Annotated in this window: 13 protein-coding genes and 2 other annotated features; of the genes, 5 read left to right on the top strand and 8 right to left on the bottom strand. The window is 39.9% G+C overall.

The features are described 5' to 3' along the window. Positions 1-78: 78 nt before the first annotated feature. Positions 79-331: a binding site (T-box leader), on the bottom strand. 29 nt (positions 332-360) lie between these two features. Then, positions 361-599 (bottom strand) — a binding site (T-box leader). A 71-nt stretch (positions 600-670) separates the two neighbouring features. After that, on the bottom strand, positions 671-1,714 hold the full coding sequence (locus tag C1A05_RS14370) for a hypothetical protein (protein WP_102028928.1): 1,044 nt from the start codon (positions 1,712-1,714) through the stop codon (positions 671-673). After that, complete coding sequence (locus C1A05_RS14365) at positions 1,704-2,237, bottom strand: RNA polymerase sigma factor (RefSeq protein ID WP_102028927.1); 534 nt, start codon at positions 2,235-2,237, stop codon at positions 1,704-1,706. The genes C1A05_RS14370 and C1A05_RS14365 overlap by 11 nt, the downstream gene beginning before the upstream one ends. A 162-nt stretch (positions 2,238-2,399) precedes the next feature. On the opposite strand from C1A05_RS14365, the gene C1A05_RS14360 reads away from it, so the two are divergent. From C1A05_RS14360 to C1A05_RS14350, 3 genes are all read left to right on the top strand, one after another. Next, positions 2,400-3,695: a glutamate-1-semialdehyde 2,1-aminomutase gene (locus C1A05_RS14360; protein ID WP_102028926.1), complete on the top strand. Its 1,296-nt coding sequence runs from the start codon at positions 2,400-2,402 to the stop codon at positions 3,693-3,695. Positions 3,696-4,282: 587 nt separating this feature from the next. Beyond that, entirely contained in the window at positions 4,283-8,752 is a 4,470-nt protein-coding gene (locus tag C1A05_RS14355; protein WP_102028925.1) for a glutamate synthase-related protein, read from the top strand. Positions 8,753-9,058: 306 nt separating this feature from the next. Beyond that, on the top strand, positions 9,059-9,730 hold the full coding sequence (locus tag C1A05_RS14350; RefSeq protein ID WP_102028924.1) for a 5'-methylthioadenosine/S-adenosylhomocysteine nucleosidase family protein: 672 nt from the start codon (positions 9,059-9,061) through the stop codon (positions 9,728-9,730). 133 nt (positions 9,731-9,863) lie between these two features. On the opposite strand, the gene C1A05_RS14345 is transcribed toward C1A05_RS14350, so the two are convergent. Then, positions 9,864-14,072 (bottom strand): 5'-nucleotidase C-terminal domain-containing protein, encoded by a 4,209-nt coding sequence (locus C1A05_RS14345; RefSeq protein ID WP_102028923.1) that lies wholly within the window; start codon positions 14,070-14,072, stop codon positions 9,864-9,866. A gap of 301 nt (positions 14,073-14,373) precedes the next feature. Between C1A05_RS14345 and C1A05_RS14340 the strand changes: the two genes are divergently transcribed. Then, positions 14,374-15,441, top strand: coding sequence for an FUSC family protein (locus tag C1A05_RS14340; protein WP_102028922.1), 1,068 nt, complete (start codon positions 14,374-14,376; stop codon positions 15,439-15,441). A 99-nt stretch (positions 15,442-15,540) separates the two neighbouring features. Here C1A05_RS14340 and C1A05_RS14335 read toward each other — a convergent pair whose 3' ends face one another. From C1A05_RS14335 to mutY, 5 genes are all read right to left on the bottom strand, one after another. Beyond that, entirely contained in the window at positions 15,541-15,840 is a 300-nt protein-coding gene (locus C1A05_RS14335; protein ID WP_102028921.1) for a TIGR04104 family putative zinc finger protein, read from the bottom strand. A gap of 13 nt (positions 15,841-15,853) precedes the next feature. Further along, positions 15,854-17,608 carry an ABC transporter ATP-binding protein gene (locus tag C1A05_RS14330; protein WP_102028920.1) on the bottom strand — a complete coding sequence of 585 codons (1,755 nt, stop codon included), beginning with the start codon at positions 17,606-17,608 and terminating at the stop codon, positions 15,854-15,856. 106 nt (positions 17,609-17,714) lie between these two features. Further along, positions 17,715-18,245, bottom strand: coding sequence for a nucleoside tri-diphosphate phosphatase (gene ntdP / locus C1A05_RS14325; RefSeq protein ID WP_102028919.1), 531 nt, complete (start codon positions 18,243-18,245; stop codon positions 17,715-17,717). Between the two features lie 174 nt (positions 18,246-18,419). Continuing rightward, a complete protein-coding gene (locus tag C1A05_RS14320) occupies positions 18,420-18,587 on the bottom strand; it encodes a gamma-type small acid-soluble spore protein (RefSeq protein ID WP_102028918.1) in 168 nt (55 codons plus the stop codon). 176 nt (positions 18,588-18,763) lie between these two features. Beyond that, positions 18,764-19,831: an A/G-specific adenine glycosylase gene (gene mutY, locus C1A05_RS14315; protein WP_102028917.1), complete on the bottom strand. Its 1,068-nt coding sequence runs from the start codon at positions 19,829-19,831 to the stop codon at positions 18,764-18,766. Between the two features lie 69 nt (positions 19,832-19,900). Between mutY and C1A05_RS14310 the strand changes: the two genes are divergently transcribed. Beyond that, the gene (locus C1A05_RS14310) at positions 19,901-20,881 is read left to right on the top strand and encodes a metal-dependent hydrolase (protein WP_102028916.1); all 981 of its coding nucleotides are present in this window, start codon (positions 19,901-19,903) and stop codon (positions 20,879-20,881) included. Positions 20,882-20,925: the final 44 nt, after the last annotated feature.

Here is a 20,925-nt window from a genome sequence, read left to right as displayed (position 1 = left end):
TTCGTTATGTCCCAAGCCTCTTGTTAACAACGTTACGGATCCATAAAAAAATCCCCCAACGACAGATGTATCCTGTCATTGGAGGACGATTGGAACCGCGGTGCCACCTCATTTGGATTCGAGTTCTCCTCTAATCCCACTTTTTCGGGTACGGGAGCTCACTCCTTATACCCTATCCGTGATAACGGCGGAAACCCGTGCTTCCCTACTATACGTTCAAGAAGCCTCTCGTAAGTCCATTCAGAAAACCATCGCATATTAAGCTCTCACCTTCGCTTAACTCTCTGTTATGCAACTGGGTAATCTTACTACTCTTACTCCATGATTTTTTCGATTGAATTACAAAAAGGTCCCCCATCCAAAAAGGACGAGGAACCCGTGGTACCACCTTTATTAATTGCAGCATGCAATTCACTTTACGGTATCGTATCAATACCTGTCTCTTGTAACGATGAGACGTTCGCCAAAGCCTACTATGGTTATCCGGTTCGGTTTGGAGGCTCAGAAGTCCATTCACTCTCATGTCCGCACTGGTTCGCACCAACCACCAGCTCTCTTTCGCTTCCACAAAAGCTACTCCTCTTCGTCAACGCCAATTTTTCAGAGTCTTTTAAGTTGTTAACTATAATAATACTTCCTTAGTATATGTGTCAAGAAAAATTTTATTCCTTTAACGCTTTACTTTGTTATTTGGATTCCTGCTTAAAAATTGAATTAATTCCTCTTGATCATATGTCTTCAACACCATTTCCGTATCATCAAAAAGAATCAATGCAGGTGTTTTTTCGAGCTGTAAGAAAGGATGCTCTTCATTTGCTTGTTCCGCGGTCATTCCCCTTCTCTGGATCGTTTTAATATCAATCCCAAGCTCATGCAATCTTCCTGTAAGCACACCCGTTTCTTCTGTTTGATCGACAATGAGTAATGAATATTCTCCGGCATCTCTAGCGATGAATGGATATACTGGATCAAAATTAAAGGTTTCCATTGTTCGTAATACTTCCTGATCCTCAGATAAAAACTCCACCTTTTCCGGTTTATCTGGACTCATATAAATGTACCCGTCCCCATGTACGTGACTAATGATTTCTTTACCTTTCGTATAGATTTTCACCGAATCGACGATGTTATGGTCTCCATAAGGATTCACAGCTCCGAAACCAATGCCATTTTCTTCGTCATACCAATGGGAGTACTCCTCGTTATCACTAATGGTGAAATCAGATTTCGCCGCAAAGGATACCGTATATTGATCTCCTTTATCGATAAACTCTACTAACTTAACAAATGGAATATCCTTCTCTCCAAACTCAATTATCGCAAACCAACGACCCTCATATTGAATGGAAGTCCAAATCTTTACCTCATCAAAATATTCCTCTGGGAACGAATAGCTATCGGTCTTTAAGGTCAACCAATCAATAGCCTTTTCATAAGGAAATGGTTCATGGATAAACGTATTCTCACTAGAGACTGTTCCTGACTGCGGATTTTCATTTTGAAAATACGTAAAAAGAAGCACCGCAAATAACGCACATGCTACACCACTTAACCAGTAGGTCATTCCTTTGGAAAATCGCTGAGGTTTTGATAACCTTTGATCTGGTAATTCCTCGAGAGTTGAATCAATTGTTTTTTCAATCCTATTCGGTAACTCTAGTGTTTCTTGCTCCACTCGATTCCTCAGCTGTTGATCAATTCTATCAAAGTCCATGATGTTCCCCCCTTTTCCCGTCATCCAGCTGGAGCAGCTCGGCTAACTTTTGTCGAGCCCGGTTTAATCTCGATTTCACTGTTCCTTCCTTGACATCTAAAATTTCGGCAATCTCCTCGACTGAAAATTGCTCATAGTAAAATAAGGTCACTACAATGCGGTGCTCCTTGTTTAATTGATCCATTGCTTCCGATAGCTCGTAATAATCCTTTGGCACATCCATCTTTTCCTCTATTTCAACGGCTTCCATTAAAATAATTTTCCGTTGTTTCTTTAGAAGGTCATAGCATTGGTTAATGACAATTCGCGTTATCCAAGCCTTGAAAACCTGGGAATCTCGTAGCTGATGAATAGCGAGATAGCTTTTGATAATGGCTTCCTGAATGGCATCTGCACAGTCCGCATCATTTTTTAATATTCCTTTGGCAACACGGTACATGGAATGCTGATGCTCCTTGATTAGGCGCGTAAATGCCGCTTTATCCCCCTTTTGGGCTAACCATATGTCTTGTTCTTCTATCACCCTTAGCCCCCCTTTACCGTTAAGACTCTCTAACTATATGAATGGTTCCATTTCGATTACATTTTCCTTAATTTTCACATAAATTCACCCAATCCTCAACGCTACTAAATGAATCCCCAATTGTGCTAAAATAAGACCGTACATAAGAATGGAGGGTTAATCGTGAATTTTACGAACTCAGAAAAACTATATGAAGAAGCCCAAGAACATATTGTAGGTGGTGTCAATTCCCCATCACGTGCATATAAAGCTGTTGGCGGCGGTGCACCAGTGTTTATGGAAAAAGGGCAAGGCGCCTACTTTTGGGATGTCGATGGAAATAAATATATTGATTATTTAGCTGCATACGGTCCGATTATTACCGGGCATGCCCACCCACATATTACCGATGCGATTGCAACGGCTGCAGCAAACGGAACACTTTATGGAACTCCAACTGCATTCGAAAATAAATTTGCCAAAATGTTAAAGGATGCTATTCCTTCCATGGATAAGGTCCGTTTCGTCAACTCGGGTACGGAAGCTGTCATGACAACAATTCGGGTTGCACGTGCATATACGAATCGTACGAAGATCATCAAGTTTGCCGGCTGTTATCATGGGCACTCTGATTTAGTGCTTGTTGCAGCAGGATCTGGTCCTTCTACGTTAGGAACTCCAGACTCTGCCGGTGTACCACAATCGATCGCCCAAGAGGTTATCACGGTGCCATTTAACGAAGTAGAGCCTTTTAAAGAAGCACTGCTTAAATGGGGTGATCAAATTGCGGCAGTTCTAGTAGAGCCGATTGTAGGAAACTTCGGTATTGTAGAACCAAAGCCAGGCTTTTTAGAGCAAGTAAAACGTCTAACACATGCTGCAGGAGCACTGCTTATTTTTGATGAGGTCATTACAGCATTCCGATTTACGTATGGGAGTGCACAGGGCATTGTAGGTGTTGAGCCAGACATGACCGCACTTGGAAAAATTATTGGTGGTGGGCTTCCAATCGGTGCTTACGGTGGCCGCGTAGAAATTATGGAAACTGTTGCCCCACTCGGTCCAGCGTATCAAGCTGGTACGATGGCTGGAAACCCTGCCTCCATGTCTGCTGGGATTGCTTGTCTAGAAGTACTTCAACAAGAGGGCGTGTATGAAAAGTTAGATAAACTGGGTGAGCAATTGGAAAAAGGGATTTTAGCAAGTGCTGAAAAACATGGTGTTCCAATCACCATAAATCGCTTAAAAGGTGCCTTCACGATTTACTTCACCGATCAAAAGGTAGTTAACTACGAGCAAGCCGAAGCAACCGATGGCGAGCAATTTGCAAAGTTCTTTAAGCTTATGCTACACCAAGGTATTAACCTTGCACCTTCTAAATATGAGGCGTGGTTCTTAACTACGGAACATACAGAGGAAGATGTAGAGGTAACGTTAAAAGCAGTTGATTATGCATTTGGTGAAATGGCAAAAGGATAAGCCTGTAGGTGTCAGTCTAAAGGATTGGCACCTCTTTTTTATGCATTGGCATTCTTCATCCACCCTTTAGATGTTTCCTTTTAACCGTTTTTAATGGATAAGTTATATACATATACACTTTTATACATAATTTATGCATTAACAACAATCCTTTTACTTCAAAAAAAATTTAAACTTTTCAAGAAAACGCTTACAATATAATATTTACAATGAAAACACACTACTTATCCAACTGCATATTTTTGGTTTTCCATTCATTTTTTTGAATAATTATTTGACTTTACTGTTTTCGTCGTGCTAAAATAAACTTACATTTCAGAAAATTCATTACAATTTCAGTGTTTCAGCGTTACGTTTTTTCATTTATTACTCCTTCCTTTTAAGCTATACATTGGAACGCTAGCTCTCACCAAACTTAGGTGGAAGCTAGTTTTTCCGGACTTTTTCCTTGTAAACAAATTGATTAAAAATGGCAATAAGACTTTTGCGCACCCGCGAAAGTCTTTCTTTGTCCCTAACATGTTTGCTTAAACATTGGAATAGATATTTAATTTACAGGAGGTGAAGGCCAGTTTTCGGCCAGCAAAATGAGCAGAAATCATCCATTTAGTTCCTTTAAAAACTTTCACGAGCACGAGCATGATGCCTGTGGAATCGTCTCATGCATTCAAAAAGAAGATATTCCTACGAAGGAAAATATCGATACAGTCATTCAAGCTTTAACAACGATGAACCATAGAGCAGGCTTTATTAACTACGAAGGGGACGGGGTCGGAATTCATATCGATATTCCGCGTAAGCTTTGGGAGGAAAAGCTACAACAAGAAAACCAAAACCCAAGCCTTGCTTATGATGAACAATTTACCGTAGGACATCTATTCATCAATCCAACCAATGATCAAGCTTCTATTCGCTCTACAATGAAAACAACCTTGCAAGAACATTTCCATATCCTTTATGATTCAACATCTGAAACCAATTCTAACGCTTTAGGACCCATCGCTACGAAGGAAGAACCGATATTTTGGCAATTCGCATTACTACCCATAAACAAAATGAACGATTTAGAGCAAGTTTTGTTCGATTTAACCATTGAATTTGAGAAAAATGACGATGTACATGTTTCGTCCTTATCCTCATTTCATGTGGTGTATAAGCTAATGGGAGCAGCCGATCAGCTTCCTAAGTACTATAAAGATTTAGCAAGCCCATCCATAGCTTCAAGCATGACATTAGGACATAACCGATATTCAACCAATACAAAGACGAACTTTTTTCGAGTCCAACCATTCAGCATCATTGGACACAATGGAGAAATTAACACAATTGAAAAGCTACGAGATGAAGCGAGAATGGTCGATGTTCCCCTAACCAATGGCGGAAGTGACTCACAAGACTTAAACCGGACATTGGAAACCTTTATAAAACGCCATCACTTTGGCTTATTTGAAGCGTTAGATATTTTGTTTCCACCGATTGTGAATGAAATGCATAAATATCCGGAGCATGTACAGGATATGTACACCTATTTCCGAGAAGCATGGGGCCATTTTGCGCAAGGACCGGCAGGAATTATATCTCGTTATGGAAACGAAGCAGCGTTTAGCTTAGATTCCCTAGGACTTCGACCATTATGGCAGCTTGAAACAGTAGATGCTTATCTTTTCAGTAGTGAGCCTGGTATTCTACCAAATTCAAAGTACGTAGAAGACCCGAAACCACTTTCTCCTGGGGAAAAGGTCGGTTTAACCTATGACGATGCCGGTAAATTACGAGTTTATCAGCATTCTGAGTATCAGGAGGTTGTTTACGAACGGGTAAAGGATCGCCTAGAATTTGCAGACTTTCGCAATCGTTTGAAGCCGAATGTATCGGTGCAGGCGAAGGCAAATCCAACGATTCAAAGCGTACACAATGGCTGGTATTCTGCTTATGGCTGGGACCGGGAGCAAATCCAGCTTTTAGAACAAATGGCGGACAAAGGTGCCGAGCCTATTCGTTCCCTTGGACACGACGTCCCCCTTGCGGCCATGCAGGAAAATCGCAAAAACATCGCCGATTATTTGAAGGAAAGTGTTGCAGTAGTAACCAACCCTGCAATTGATCGAGACCGGGAAACCGAGCATTTTTCCACTCGTACCGTGCTTGGGAAACGGCCATCGCTTTTCACGAAAGAACAAGCCGCGATTACAACGGAGCTTTTATCCCCTATTTTAGTAGAAGGGACGCATGCTAAAAACATTACAGAGCTAGAGAATCAACCCTCCTATGAGCAGGTATATGAAATATTTGCGAAAGAGGAGAAGGTAAAAGAAATTTCCATCACCTGTCACGACAACGAAGGGATAAAAGAAGCTTTACAGCGCCTAGCACTGGAAGCAGAGAAAGCGGTTCGTGCTGGTAAAGAGCTCCTTATTTTAAATGATGGATTATCCCATCAGGAAAATCATTTATGGCTAGACCCACATCTTGTCATCTCTAAAATCGACCAATATTTAGTTAAGCAGCAGGTACGCCGGGATGTGTCGTTAATTTTACGCTCTGGTGCAATTCGCTCCTTACACGACTTCATCACCGCATTTGGTTTAGGCGCAGACGCGATCAATCCTTACGTCATGTTTGCGACGGTTGCTGATGAAAATAGTGAGCCTATCTATAACTTGTATCAAGCTTTAAATAAAGGATTAGAAAAGGTCATTTCCACCATCGGCATTCATGAACTACGTGGCTATGCGCGCCTATTCTCAGCAATTGGCTTACATGAGGATTTTGCTGATATCTTAAATATTGTAAACTTCTTCGGCGCCCCTACCCTGTCGTATAACTGGGATGCATTAAAAGAAGATGCGATCAAGCGAAGAGAAGATTACGAAAATGAAAAAGCAAAGCCGACGAGAAGCTACCATGTGCTCCCGCGGATTTGGAAGTCTATTGGCGACATAGCTAGAGGCAATCCGTATGATCCATTAAGAGAAAAGCTGGAAGAAATAGAAGAAGGAAACCCAATATCCATTCGTCATTTAACCCAATTAAAAGAAATTGCAAACAAACTCGACCCAAGTGAAGTGGATATTCGTGTCGGGACGCACGACTTCCCGTTCATGATTTCCTCCATGTCGTTCGGTTCTCAAAATGAAACGGCATTTCGTTCCTATGCCGAAGCCGCTGATCGCCTCAATATGATTTCCTTCAACGGGGAAGGTGGCGAGATCAAGGATATGCTCGGAAAATATCCGAATACCCGTGGGCAACAAGTGGCATCCGGACGTTTTGGTGTCAATGCAGAGCTATTAAACTCTTCGAATCTATTAGAAATTAAAATTGGTCAAGGGGCAAAGCCTGGAGAAGGCGGCCATTTACCAGGCTCTAAGGTGACCGAGAAAATTGCGGAAGCACGTAATGCGACAATTGGTTCCGACCTGATTTCCCCATCCAACAACCATGACATTTACTCGATTGAAGATTTGGCCCAAATGATTTCGGAGTTAAAAACAGCGAATGACAAAGCCAAGGTCGCAGTTAAAGTTCCGATTGTTCCAAATATCGGTACCATTGCAGTTGGTATTGCCAAAGCAGGCGCTGACTTTATTACATTAAGTGGATTCGACGGTGGGACCGGGGCAGCACGTGTACACGCACTCCAGCATGTAGGTTTGCCTGCTGAGATTGGTGTTAAAGCGGCGCACAATGCTTTAATTGAAGCTGGACTACGCCACCGTGTAGAAATATGGTGTGATGGCGGGATGAGAAGCTCTTTGGATGCAATAAAAGTAATGCTACTCGGGGCAAATCGTGTAGGCTTTGGTACGTTATCTATGATTGCTGTTGGCTGTACGGCATGTCGTGGCTGCCACTTGGATACGTGTCACGTAGGTATTGCCACACAAATTGAAACAGAAGCACAAGCAAAGGAGCACGGGTTACGCCGCTTTGTTCCGAGAAAATACGATCCATCTGTAGAAGGACTTATGAACATGTTTACAGCGTTTGGCGAAGAGCTAAAGCGATTAGCTGCAAGTCTCGGTGTTTCTCGGGTCCAAGATTTAGTAGGACGTTCGGATTTATTGGAGCAAGTTAAAGGTACCGACTGGATGGATTTATCTCCATTGCTTGAAAAGTTGGAAGTTGAAGAAATGGAAGCATACCGTAAGACCGAAGAGAAAATCGAACAACGCCTTGCAATGGCTGTTGGAGCGGAATATTTGGATAACAATGAACAAATCTTACTGGAATCTCGTGAGTTCTCTAGCATTACAAGTGAACAACGAAACCTCGGAAGTCGCGTATCATGTGCAAGAGTTCGCGATCGTTTAGATGGCTCCTATCGCCAATTGGAAACAACAACGCTAACCTATAAAAACGGGTCGATTGTAGGGAATGGTTTTGCAGCCTACATTTCAGACGGTATTCTATCCCGTGTTTCAGGTGGCGCTCAGGATGGCGTTGCAAAAGCTGCCTATGGTGGTTTAGTAGCCATTACGAAATCAAAGGGCGCAAACGGAAATTATATAAACGGATCTGTCGGAAAAGGATTCGGGTATGGTGCACAGGCAGGTACATTAATCGTTCAAGGCTATGCAGATTCACGAGCTGGCATCCGCCTCTCTGGAGCGGACATTATCATTGGTCAAATGCTAACAAAGCCAATTTCCAAAACAAAGGGGGGCAACATTGGCTCTACAAGCAGCATTAAAGGCTTTGCCTTTGAATATATGACAAATGGTCGTGGCCTTGTACTAGGTGACCCAGGTCCATGGGCTTGTGCAGGGATGACGGGCGGCGTCGTTTATTTACGACACCAGCCGGAAATGGGATTAACAAAAGAGGTGCTAGAGCAACGAATGGCAAAGGGGGCAAAAGTAAAATTAGACTCCCTTTCAGAGCAAGGCATTAAGGATGTGAAGGAAATGCTTTCAACGTATATAGAAGTTGTTCAAGAAACCGGACAGTACGAGGAGGTTGCAGCACTTAAAGCGCTTCTCGCAAATCCAAAAGACCATTTCATCCAAGTAGTACCGGAAAAGATTCAAGCAGATCCAGCGGTGTCTACGGAATAATTGTAATTACTATTCATAAAGTAGGCGCTAATCAATGCGGTTGTAATACACTTTGTTGATAAAAGCCAATAAATAATGTGGAAACAATATTTTTGATGACGTCGACAAGATACTAAGTAGTTCCGTTTTGGAGTACAGAAGTGTAATTTGTACTCCTTAATGGAGCTGCTTTTTTATAGTGAATTTGCAGGATAATCGGTGTTTTTATGGTAAAATAAGTAAAAGGTTTATTTACTAAACGGATCCGTTAAGTAAATAAGGATGGACATTCAATGTGAAAAATTTTATTTTTAAGGTGATAAGTTGATGATAGGAATAAGTATAGCAACGAAGTGGGAATATGAAGCGACATTGGAATACTTTAGCATAAATAATAACGAACGTCTCGATTATCCATATGGGGAGTATTTCATAAGAACAATTAATGATACGGAACTTGTTTTTTATCTTACAGGTGTAAGAAAAGTAAATGGTGTTGGTGGTAATCAGTATATGATTTCTAAATTTAATTTAACTAAAGTAATCGTTGCTGGAACATGTGCAGGAATAGATGAGAGGTTCAGTAATTTGGATATTTTTGTACCTAATAAAGCCGTCCAATATGATTGCACAGTGAAAGAAATTGAGCCTCTTATTAAACAATCCTTCATAGTCGATATTGACCTATCAAAATATGAAAATGATTTTTATACTGGAACAATTGGCACCGCTGATAAAGCAGTAGTTATGTGGAAGGACTATTTAGAACTTAAAGATAATGAAATAACAATAGCCGATACAGAAGCGGGTGCAATTGCTTATATCTGTATGAAGAATAATGTTGAATGCATTATTATTAAAGGAATATCTGATTTTCCAACTAATGAAAGATACTCTGATAGATTCGAATCGAACATTGAACAAATTAATGTTTATTTAGAAAACACACCCAAAGTTATGAACAAAATATTTGGTGAATATTTAACAAAATTTATTTAAATAAATGTAAGGTTATAGAATAAATATGATTGTTGATGAAACTTGTCTTTTATTGAGCTATAGGTCACTAACGAAAAAAGAAACAACAAAAAACCGACGCCTATGCAGCACTCCACATAGACGTCGGTTTATTTTATGCTTTCGCTCGTCTTCTTTGTAGTACAAACAATACGAATCCAGAAGCTAGCAATATTCCACTCATCAATAGTAGATTATAGGAATTTGTTGCTGTATTTGGTAGTTTGTTTTCTCCACTTGTATTTCCGTTGTCTGTTCCATCATTTCCATTATTGGCATTAGCTTCTTCGTTATATGTTCCTTCTTCATCTCCATTATTAGTGCCTTCGTCTGTTGCGCTATCTTCTCCATCTGTATCTCCATTCGTTCCATCTACTTGGTTTGGATTGATTTCAAAGGCTGCAAATTTACTAAAATGCTCTGTCGTTGCTGTTAAAATTCCATCCACATACGTTCCACCGATTAATTCCCATTCACTAGTTTGTTCATTAAAGTAGTAGAGCTTCACACTTTCCGGATTGGAAACATTCGATGGGTCTACTTTAAGTTGCAGTGTCACGGAATCTTCGAATGCATGAAGCTCTTTACCGTCTACAAGAATCGTAAACTCATAAACTGGACTTACTGCAGCATCGCTGTTCTCTACCTCAGCTGCTTCACTCACACCAATTTCCGCATCGCCATTGCCTAAAATGCTTGCAGGAATGACTAATGTTGTATTTTTATTCGCTATTTCAAGCTTCACATTTTTCTCTTTCAACAATGCTACTTGCTCTTTTGTTAGTTTCAAAGTAGAGAACTCTTCTGTTGGAACGTCAATCACAACCGTACTATTTTCACCTACATTCTCCAGTTGGTCATCTGTAAGCGCCACTGTACCACCTTCCACAATTGGTGTGATTACGGTTTCTTCTTCCTCCGGTGTTTCTGGCTCTTCGGAACTGTCTACTTCAGAGATTCTTCCTAACGTATGCGTATAATCAATTGGTCCATCAAAGGATTTCACAAAGTCAACGGTTGCTTGTAGATCATCTGGTCCTTGAACTGGATTTTCACCAAGCTCGAACAAACGATACTTATCGCTGCTATGTGGATACATGTAATTATTAACCGTTACCGTATAGGTTGCAGCTTCATCCAGCTTCGAACCATCTGGTAAAAATAAATCCACTACCTGACCGTAATCCCCTAAAGAGCTGTCCCATGTATAGCTGAATCCACCAATTAATACATCTGGACCATAACCACTAAATTGCGTATTAAGCACGTCTCTTAATTCCGCTCCTGTAATTTCCACTTTCACAAGTGTATTGCCAAAAGGCTGTACATTAAATAACTCGCTCCACGTAATTTCTCCTGCATTAAGATCAGCGCGGATTCCTCCACCATTCATTAACGCAAAATCACTATCCATCGCTGCAATCATTCCATCTGCAATTAGATTTCCAAGTGGATTATCGCCAATTTCACCAAATGCAGCGTAACCTCCTGGAAGTGCCACTTCCGCAACTCCAATGACTTCATTTAATTTCGGACCAACTTGTTCCAAATAGTCATTTAAGATTGCGGTCGCTTCTGGGTCTGGTGTCATTCCTTCTTGAATAACATCCACGACTTCAGCAGTTTTTTTCACAATATCTCCAGTTGCTGGATCAATCTCTAAATCTACATCCGCAAATGCTTTTCCATATTCCCCTGCTTGAACAATCAGTTTACCGTCTACTACACCATCTAGTTTTACATGATTATGTGCTGCGAAAATAACGTCAACCTCATCATCTACTTCATTTGCTATATTTGCAATGTCACCAGTCACTGTAGAGCCTGATTGATCACCAGGTACGTGTGCTAAAACAATAATTGCTTGAACACCTTGATTCTTAAGCTCTTCCGCATATTGGTTAATCGCTGTTGCTTCATCCGTAAATTCTATGTTCTCATTTCCTTTTGAAATAATCATATTTGGTGTATCAACAGTCGCAACACCAATAAAACCAATTTTCTGTCCTGCCACTTCTTGGACCGTATATGGATCAAGAACTAAATCTCCAGAATCCTTATATACGACATTGGCTGCAACCATTGGAAAATCGATTCCATCATAGTTGTCTGTACCATTTTCATGATCTCCACCATTGATCAAACGAAGCATTTCCGCAACGCCTTCATCAAATTCATGGTTTCCGACTGTACCGACATCAAATCCCATTTCTTCCATCAAGTGAACAGTTGGCTCATCCTGTAATAAAGCAGATACTGGTGGACTTCCCCCAACCATATCACCAGCATGAACGAGCACTGTATTATCTGGATTCGTTGCTTCGCGCTCCTCTAAGTAAGCAGCTAAATAATCAATTCGTCCATAATCCACGCCGTTAATTTCTTCCGTCACATCAATTTTACCGTGCAGGTCATTCACACTTAAAATTTGAACCTTAATATTTTCATTGTCCTCAACACTTTCCGCAGGTGTATAGCCATTTTCCTCTGCTTCTTCAGCGCTTACAAAGAAAATTCTTTTTTCAACTGGTACTTCCTCATAGTCTTCTGGATATACATATTCCTTTGTATCTGAATTACCTACATAACGTAGTAATCCTTTTCCCTCATATCTAGCACGGAAGGCAAAGGGTAATTCGAGTAATGGATCTTCCGGATTCCAAATTCCGAGGCCCGCATCCTTTGCTTCCTTCACTGCTGTCTGGAATGTCTCATAATCTGTTTCATCGCCAACCGGCCAAATAAAGTAGGTCGATGCATAACCTTCTTGAACCATTTTCAGGTTAACGTTTACGCCATCATTCGTAACTACTTGTGCTAATAGCCTACCGTAATCATCTGTCGGCTCATCACCAATCTTCAACGTTATTTCGTCACCTGGCTGAAGAAGGGTTTGAATGTACTCCTTCGCAGCAATTCCATGGTCTAATTGATTTTGATCTAATTCATTTTGAACAGAATGATAGGTTTCTGGTGTATCCATATTTACAAAGCGTACGCGCTCCGAACCTAATACAGGGGCCGCTAATCGAATCGTGTCCCCATCCGTCACCGACTCTACAACTGCCGGATATTGCCCTGCTGCAGATGGAGCCTCCGGTTGTTCGTCTGCTAAAACGATGTCACTTGCTTCCGTTGGGATCAATTGATAGGTATTATACTGACTTAATACAGCAGTAATGTCATACCATTTTCCCTCTTTAACATTCGAAATATCAAGTGCATCTTCCATCACACGTAGGGTAGTACTGTTGAAGTCCGCATCCATTAAAGAAACGTTATAACCTCCACCAGCAGGACTTGATGGGACGGAAGATACATATCCGTTTACTTTTACTATCGAACCTTCTAAAGGCTCTGCAATGGCTTCATCCTGCATGTCCGCTAATGTAATTTCTTGTGGGGCGGGAAGGGTATTCCCTGAACTTAATACTTCTACATTGTCCGGGCTACTAGGCACAATTTCTTTAAGACCATTGTATTCATCAAGCTTACCTGTAACCTTTACTTTGTCCCCTTTTTGCAGCTCCTGATAACCTGTAGCATCAAAGTCGAAAAGATTAATTCCTGCTGTTTCATCTTGGATGTACGTAGATAAGCGCCCTCCACCAATTGCGGCATTATCAGCTGTAACAATGCCTTCAATTGTTACGGTTGTATTTAGTGGTGCATTTCTTGCTTCTTCTATTGTAAGGACTTCACTAGGATCGATTGGTTCCTTTGGTTCACCAGGATCTACAGGAGCAACCCCATCCATCGTGTGTGTCCCGATATAATCTAATGTATCTTTAGGAAAAGCTTGCCATTCTGTTTCTGTGTATGTAGAAGTACCGGCTGTGATGTATGAGTATTTTACTAATGTTTCGTCCACAGCAAAGACAGTATCAACCCCAATTGTTCCAACCACATCAAGGATGGTGTCTCCTTTTTTAAGAGCAATGGCGTCATTTCCATTAAAGTTAATGACATTACTATCTTGAAGATCGGCTACTTGTAATATTTCACTAGCCGCCTGGTTATGAGCAGCTACAAAAACATCCCCATGTGCGAGCATCCCTGATAATGTTACGGTATTAGAAGCTTCACTAGCTCCATTGGAATATAATGCTAGGCTATATTGTGATAGATCGACCTCTTGTCCAGTTCCATTAAAAATCTCAATCGCCTTGTTAAAGCTTCCACCTTCTATATACTCAGAGATAAATAAATCTTCGGCTTGTACGCCTTCCGCACTAACGGAACTCATAAGACCGGAAAAGTTCGGAAAAACTAAAGCCACAATCAGTAACCAATTCATAAACTTTCTTTTTGCAAGCTTTTTCATGCCTCTCCTCCTTAAATTCCCTTAATTTACACTCAATTCTCATTATTCACGACACATAGATGTAGGTCAAGCCTATGTTCGTAAATTTAGTGTAAATTACTTATATTTTTTGTTAATAATAGGAAAAATTACTTATTTGCCGAACAATATATAATTTTTATTGAATAATGTTTATTTATTCATTAAATTAAACCTTTTTGATCTACTGTAATATTTTTGTTAAACAATAAATACTTCTATTCTAGAAAAATTACTGTATAATACATCAAGACAATACTTAAAGTTAGGAAGGATTCCAAGAATGAAATTCGGTTTTGGAGCTAGAGTTTTAAAAACCGGTTTAGCAGTAGCTGTTGCCATGTATGTAGCAATGTTATTTAGCCATACATCTGCCGTATTTGCAGGTATTGCGGCCGTTTTTTCGATACAACCATCGATATATCGTTCTTTTCAAACGATTATTGAGCAAATTGAAGCGAACTTAATCGGTGCAATCAGTGCAGTATTTATGGTTTACTTATTCGGAAATGACCCGATTATTGTTGGGTTCACGATCATATTAGTTATTTCATTTTGCATGAGCTTTAAAATTAAATCGGAAGTTTTTATGGTTGCAATTGTTCCCGTAATTGCCATTATGGAAGCGACGGATTTACCTTTTCATGAATTTGCCTTTATGCGTTTTGCTTCGATTTTAATTGGTATCATTGCAGCATTTATTGTGAATCTCGTATTTTTACCACCAAAATATGAAACAAAGCTTTTTAAACAAATAGAAGAGGTTACTACAGAAGTATTGCAGTGGATACGAATTACATCCCGTCATCTATCGAAGCAACCAGCATTAAAAGAAGAAGTGAAAAAGCTAGTAGAAGATATTACGATGCTAGATCAAACCTATTTATTATATTCGGAGGAGCGCACCTACACGAAAAAATCCCAGTATGAACGGGCAAGAAAGCTTGTCCTATTTCGACAGCTCATCTATTCCACAAAAAAATCGCTGGAATTATTGCGAACATTGCACCGATACGATCACGAATTAGAAGGTGTTCCGGTTGAGGTTCGAACGTATTTGATTGAAGAGATTGATAAAGTCATTCACATTCATGAACGATTAATCCTAACATGCAAAGGGAAAATTAGAGAGCAGGAAGACGAGGCGATTGAAGAGTATACAAAAGCAGAAATCCCGTCTCTAATTGAGAAATTAGTAGATACAGAAGGCAACATAAAATCACAGCTTCAATTCCTACCACTTGCTGCGAAATTAATGGACTATGACGAACAGCTTCAACACGTTCGTAAGCTATTAGCAACCTATCAAAACTATCATAGTGAAGAGCATATACAAACCGAAGCGAAATAGAAGAAAGGGGCCTTCAACGATAAAGGTCCCTTTCTATATGTCACGTTAGAATTGCTTATAAAAAAGCGCTAAATCCAATTCAGGATTCAGCGCTTTCTCTTACCATAAAGGCTCTTCTTTATTACTTAACCTTACTTGATAAGGGATAAACATCATCACAACCGTTAAGATAACGAACAATACAACAATGTTCCATACTAAGGAAGTACGAAGCAAAAATAATGGCAACCAAATAAATACCGGTAAAACGGAGATAAAAGATACCCGCTTCATTGATTTGGAATCCACATATTGCACAGCCCCACAATAGTTACACTTCATTTTCCTACGTAACGTTTTGAAAAAGACCTCTCTCCATGTCCACTTAGAATGACAATGTTGACATGCTGGTAAGCTCATTTCTTCACCCCATTTACATATCATTTGAATCCAAATGTTGTACTTGAAATAAGTTATAATAGCTTCCCTTTTGCTCCATTAATTCATGATGTGATCCAACTTCTTTGATCTCCCCATTTTCAATTAAAACGATTCGATCTGCATGAGTAATTGTTGCTAAACGATGAGCAACGATAAAGGTCGTTCTGTCAGCAGCCAATTTTTCCAATGCTTCTTGAATTAAATGCTCACTTTCCAAATCTAGTGCAGAGGTTGCTTCGTCTAATATCAAAATTGGTGGGTTTTTCAAAAATACGCGAGCGATGGCAACACGTTGTTTTTGTCCTCCAGATAGCTTCACACCCCGTTCGCCAACAAGGGTATCATATCCATTTGGCAGGTTCATAATGAAATCATGTGCATTTGCCGCTTTAGCTGCAGCAATTACCTCTTCATCGGTTGCATTTGGGTTGCCCATTCGAATATTCGTTGCTACCGAATCACTGAATAGTATATTATCCTGGAGCACCATACCGATTTTATCCCGCAATGTTCGTACTTTGAAATTCCGGATGTCCTCACCATCGATTAAGATGCTGCCATCGGTTACATCGTAAAAACGAGGAATCAAACTAATAAGCGTCGATTTTCCTCCCCCGCTCATCCCAACGAAAGCAATTGTCTCTCCCTGCTTCACTTGAAGGGAGACGTTTTTTAACACATCCGCTTCTTCTTCATCATAATGGAAGGAGACATTTTTTAATTCCACATTTCCTTTGACCGTCTCAAGCTCTTTCGCATCTGGACGGTCGACAATATCATATTGTTCATCTAAAAATTCAAAGACACGATCCATCGATGCAATAGATTGCGTTAGAACAGTCCCAGAGTTGATGAGTCGTCGTAACGGTGCATATACTCGGTCCATGTATCCAGTAAAGGCAACCATTGTCCCAACCGATAAACTGCCGGTAATCACGTGATAACCTGCAAACACAATGACGAGTAAAGGAGCTAAATCTGTGATTGTATTTGTAACCGTATAGGCCTTTGCGTTCCATGCCGTATGATCTAGTGCTCGATTTAAATAATTATTGTTCCGCTTATCAAATTGATTTTGCTCATAGTCCTCTAATGCAAAGCTTCGTACAACTGGCATTCCTTGAACCCGCTCATGCAAATGGCCTTGTACTTCTGCTAATGCTTGTGAGCGGTCTCGTGTCAGCTTACGTAGTCTTGAATAAAAGTAACGAATGGCAAAACCGTAGATAGGAAATAAAATGATTGCTACTAACGTTAATTTCACATCCATTGTAAGCATGATGATGACTGCAATAACAATGGTAAACATATCAAGCCAAATGTTCATTAAGCCCGTAATTACGAAGGTTTTCGTCTGCTCGACGTCATGAATAACCCGAGAAATTACTTCACCTGTTTTTGTCTGTGCATAAAACCGCAACGACAGCCTCTGGATATGATCAAACAATCGGTCACGTATATCATATAATATTTTACTTCCGGTCCATTGGGCTAAGTATTGACGGAAGTATTCAATTGGCGGACGTAAAATAAGGAATACAACAAAAGCAATCCCCATAATCCACAACAATTGCTCAATCTGTTCAGCCTGTGTTAAATCGCCACCAATGATGTCGTCAATAACATATTTTAATAATAAAGGAATCAATAGCGGAATCGTAAATTTAACGATTCCAATTAAAATCGTAATAATAATTTTCCACTTATATGGTTTTACAAACTGTAAGTATCGCCTGATGCTACCCAAAATTTCACCTCATTAGAAAAACAGACCACAAAGGCTCTAGTCTTTCTTTGTACTTTCGTTCTTACCTGATAAAGAAAAGCCTGTTCTCAAACAGGCCTCCTTTTCATTAGGTGCGGTATGTTAAATAGCGTTCATACCATTGATCTACAAACTCCGGCGCAAATGGCCCTTTTCGTTGGCGAATCCATTGCTTTAAAATTTCCACGTGGTTGTGCAAAATACTATCGACCACATTCGGATAATTCATTTCCTCTTTATGTACCGCATATTCGTCCTCATCCAAAAGCGTAAAGGTCATATCTGGAAACACCTTAATGTCCAAATCATAGTCGATATATTTTAATGCTTCTTCATCAAACACAAAAGGGGAGCCAATATTACAATAATAATGTAGCCCTGTCGTTCGAATCATACCAATTACATTAAACCAATACTTGGCATGAAAATAACAAATGGCCGGTTCGCGTGTAATCCATGTTCGTCCATCACTTTCGGTAACTAGAGTCCGATCATTACCACCAATTAATATGTTTCGTGTTGCCTTCAGTACCGTCGTTCTCTCCCAGACCCGATGAAGTTGACCGTTATGTTTATAGCTTTGAATTTCGATTTTTTGTCCTGGCTCGGGAATTATCATAGGATCTCCCTTTCTAATCAACCAATCCTACATACTTTTTCCTTTTATTATAACGATTATGAATAGGAAATGGAAATAATACGAGCAAGACGTTAGGTAGAAAATACTAGGAGAACACATATAAAAAGCACTCCACCATTGGAGTGCTTTTCTCGTCTCACTTAAAGCGTTGCTTTATTTTTTGTTTTGTTGAGACTTTTGGTTTTGTTTTCTTACTTGTTGAGCGTCAGTTTCAGATGCGAATTCAGTTCCAAACTGACCTTGGCCTTGTGCAGCTTGTGCGTTTTGTTGTTTTACGTGGTTAATGTTTGTGCCAGATGAAGTTTTGTTCTTTTTAGCCATCTCAATATCACCTCCGCATGACTTAATTTGTCCATTAATTCGTTTGTTATCCCCTAATCTGGAATACCAAAATAAGGCATATCCGAATAAATAGCCACACGAAAAGCAATAATAAAGGTAAACATCATGTAAAGAAAGAGCACCCTTGTAATAAAGACAAGTGGCTTAATTATACATTACAATGTCGACAGTAGTTTTTGATGCGAAACAGGAAACGGAAGCATATCTAGCTCTTCTTTGGTGCAAAACCTTGCACGAGCGTGGTCGAGATCGCCTGATAAAACAGTAGCATTATATGCGTTTAATTCCCAAATAATATGGGAAAAAACATGACGTACATCTTTTTCTTTTTCATGAATCTCTACTTCGATTCCATATTCACCATAAAACCAATTTGGTATGGACTGTAAATCAAGATCTGTTAGTGGTGCCATCGGAAACTCCCATAGATTAGCTAGAAGCCCTTTTTCCGGTCTTTGTTGCACTAAAACTCTGCCTTTTTCATCTCTTATTAATAGAACTGCATATGGCTCGGTCCGTTTGTTTTTACCTTTTGTTTTAATAGGTAATAGGTTTTCAATACCTTCGTCAAATGCTTTGCAATATTGTTGCACTGGGCATAAGAGGCAATCGGGATTTTTCGGCTTACAAATGAGTGCACCAAGCTCCATCAATCCTTGGTTAAAGGAGGAGGGGTCTTCTTCAGAAATCAGCTCTCTGACAGCTGCTTCAAAGATTTTTCGGGTACTCGGTTTCGCGATATCTTCTTCTATTTTTAAAATACGTGAGAATACACGCATGACGTTTCCATCAACAGCTGGTTCTGGAATATCAAAGGCAATGCTTAATATGGCTCCTTTTGTATATGGTCCAATTCCTTTTAATTTGCCTAATTCCTCCGCTGTATTTGGAACTTGTCCATTGTAATCTTCAACAACTTCTCGTACGGCGGTTTGAAGATTACGTGCACGGGAATAATACCCTAAACCTTCCCATGTTTTTAATACTTCCTGTTCACTTGCATTTGCAAGTGCTTCTAAGGTCGGGAATTTGTCCATAAAGTCGTAAAAATATGGTATGACGGTATCTACTTTCGTTTGCTGAAGCATGATTTCCGAAACCCAAGTTTTATATGCGTTTTTCTCTTTACGCCACGGAAGATCCCGTTGTTCTCGTTGAAACCATTCTATTAAATTTTGCTGAAATGCATCTATAGGAAATTTATCTGTATAGGTTTTGGTCATTTTTGTTTCATCCTCTCAAATGATGACAGTAACTATTGTACATTATTTTCTCGCTAAGGAGGACCCATTTTGGATACATTAACACATATTACGATGGGGGTTGCACTTGGTGGAGTTGCAACACTAGACCCTGCAGTCCAACAAGACCCAACTTTATTTCACGCTGTTTTAGTCGGCACCATTATCGGTTCTCATGCTCCTGATTTTGATACCGTAACGAAAATGAAAAACAATGCCGTTTACATTCGAAATCATCGTGGTATTACCCATTCTATCCCTGCTATTTTCGTATGGGGAGCAGCAATATCTTCCATCATCCATTTATTTGTTCCCCAAGTGAGTTATTTGCACTTATTTGGTTGGACCCTTTTCGCAGTCATGCTACATGTTTTTATGGATATCTTCAATGCCTATGGGACGCAAGCAGCACGACCAATCAATCGCAAATGGATTGCATTAGGATTTATCAATACGTTTGACCCGTATATCTTTACATTTTTAATTGCTGGTATCCTTTTTTGGTTGTTTGGCGTAAAACCTGGCATAATCTTTCCAATCGTCTTTATCATTATGGGAATTTACTACATGAAACGGTACCACGATAAACAGGTCATTATCAAAGCAATCCATAAAGATTTAGATTATATCGAGCAAATCGTTACATCACCTACCATCAAGCATAACGTTTGGCGTATTGCGGTTACGACTCGAGATTACTTTTATGTGGCAGAATCGAAAAATGGCAAAATTATTTATCATGATCAATTTGTACGAAAAGCCTTACCCGATCACCCAGCCATGCACAAAGCGATGGAGGATGAAAACATTAAAGCCTTCCTTTCCTTCTCACCAGTCTACCGGTGGGAACTTGAAGAATTGGATGATCACACAGAAGTCCGCTTTATCGATTTACGATACCGTTCTAAAGAGCACTATCCATTTATCGCAGTCGTAAAGCTTGATTTAGATTTGAACATCATTAATTCTTATACGGGTTGGATTTATTCGAAGGAGAAGTTGAAGAAGAAGCTGAAGCCGATTCCAGGGTGAGTTAAGTTTTTGAGTGCTGGGAGTTTGGTTGGGGTGCCTGGCAC

It is taken from the genome of Salirhabdus sp. Marseille-P4669 (genome assembly GCF_900240405.1).
Classification (GTDB): Bacteria; Bacillota; Bacilli; order Bacillales; family Alkalibacillaceae; genus OEQK01.
The sequence above is the reverse complement of the archived record's forward strand: the minus strand, read 5'-3'. Positions and strand labels throughout refer to the sequence as shown.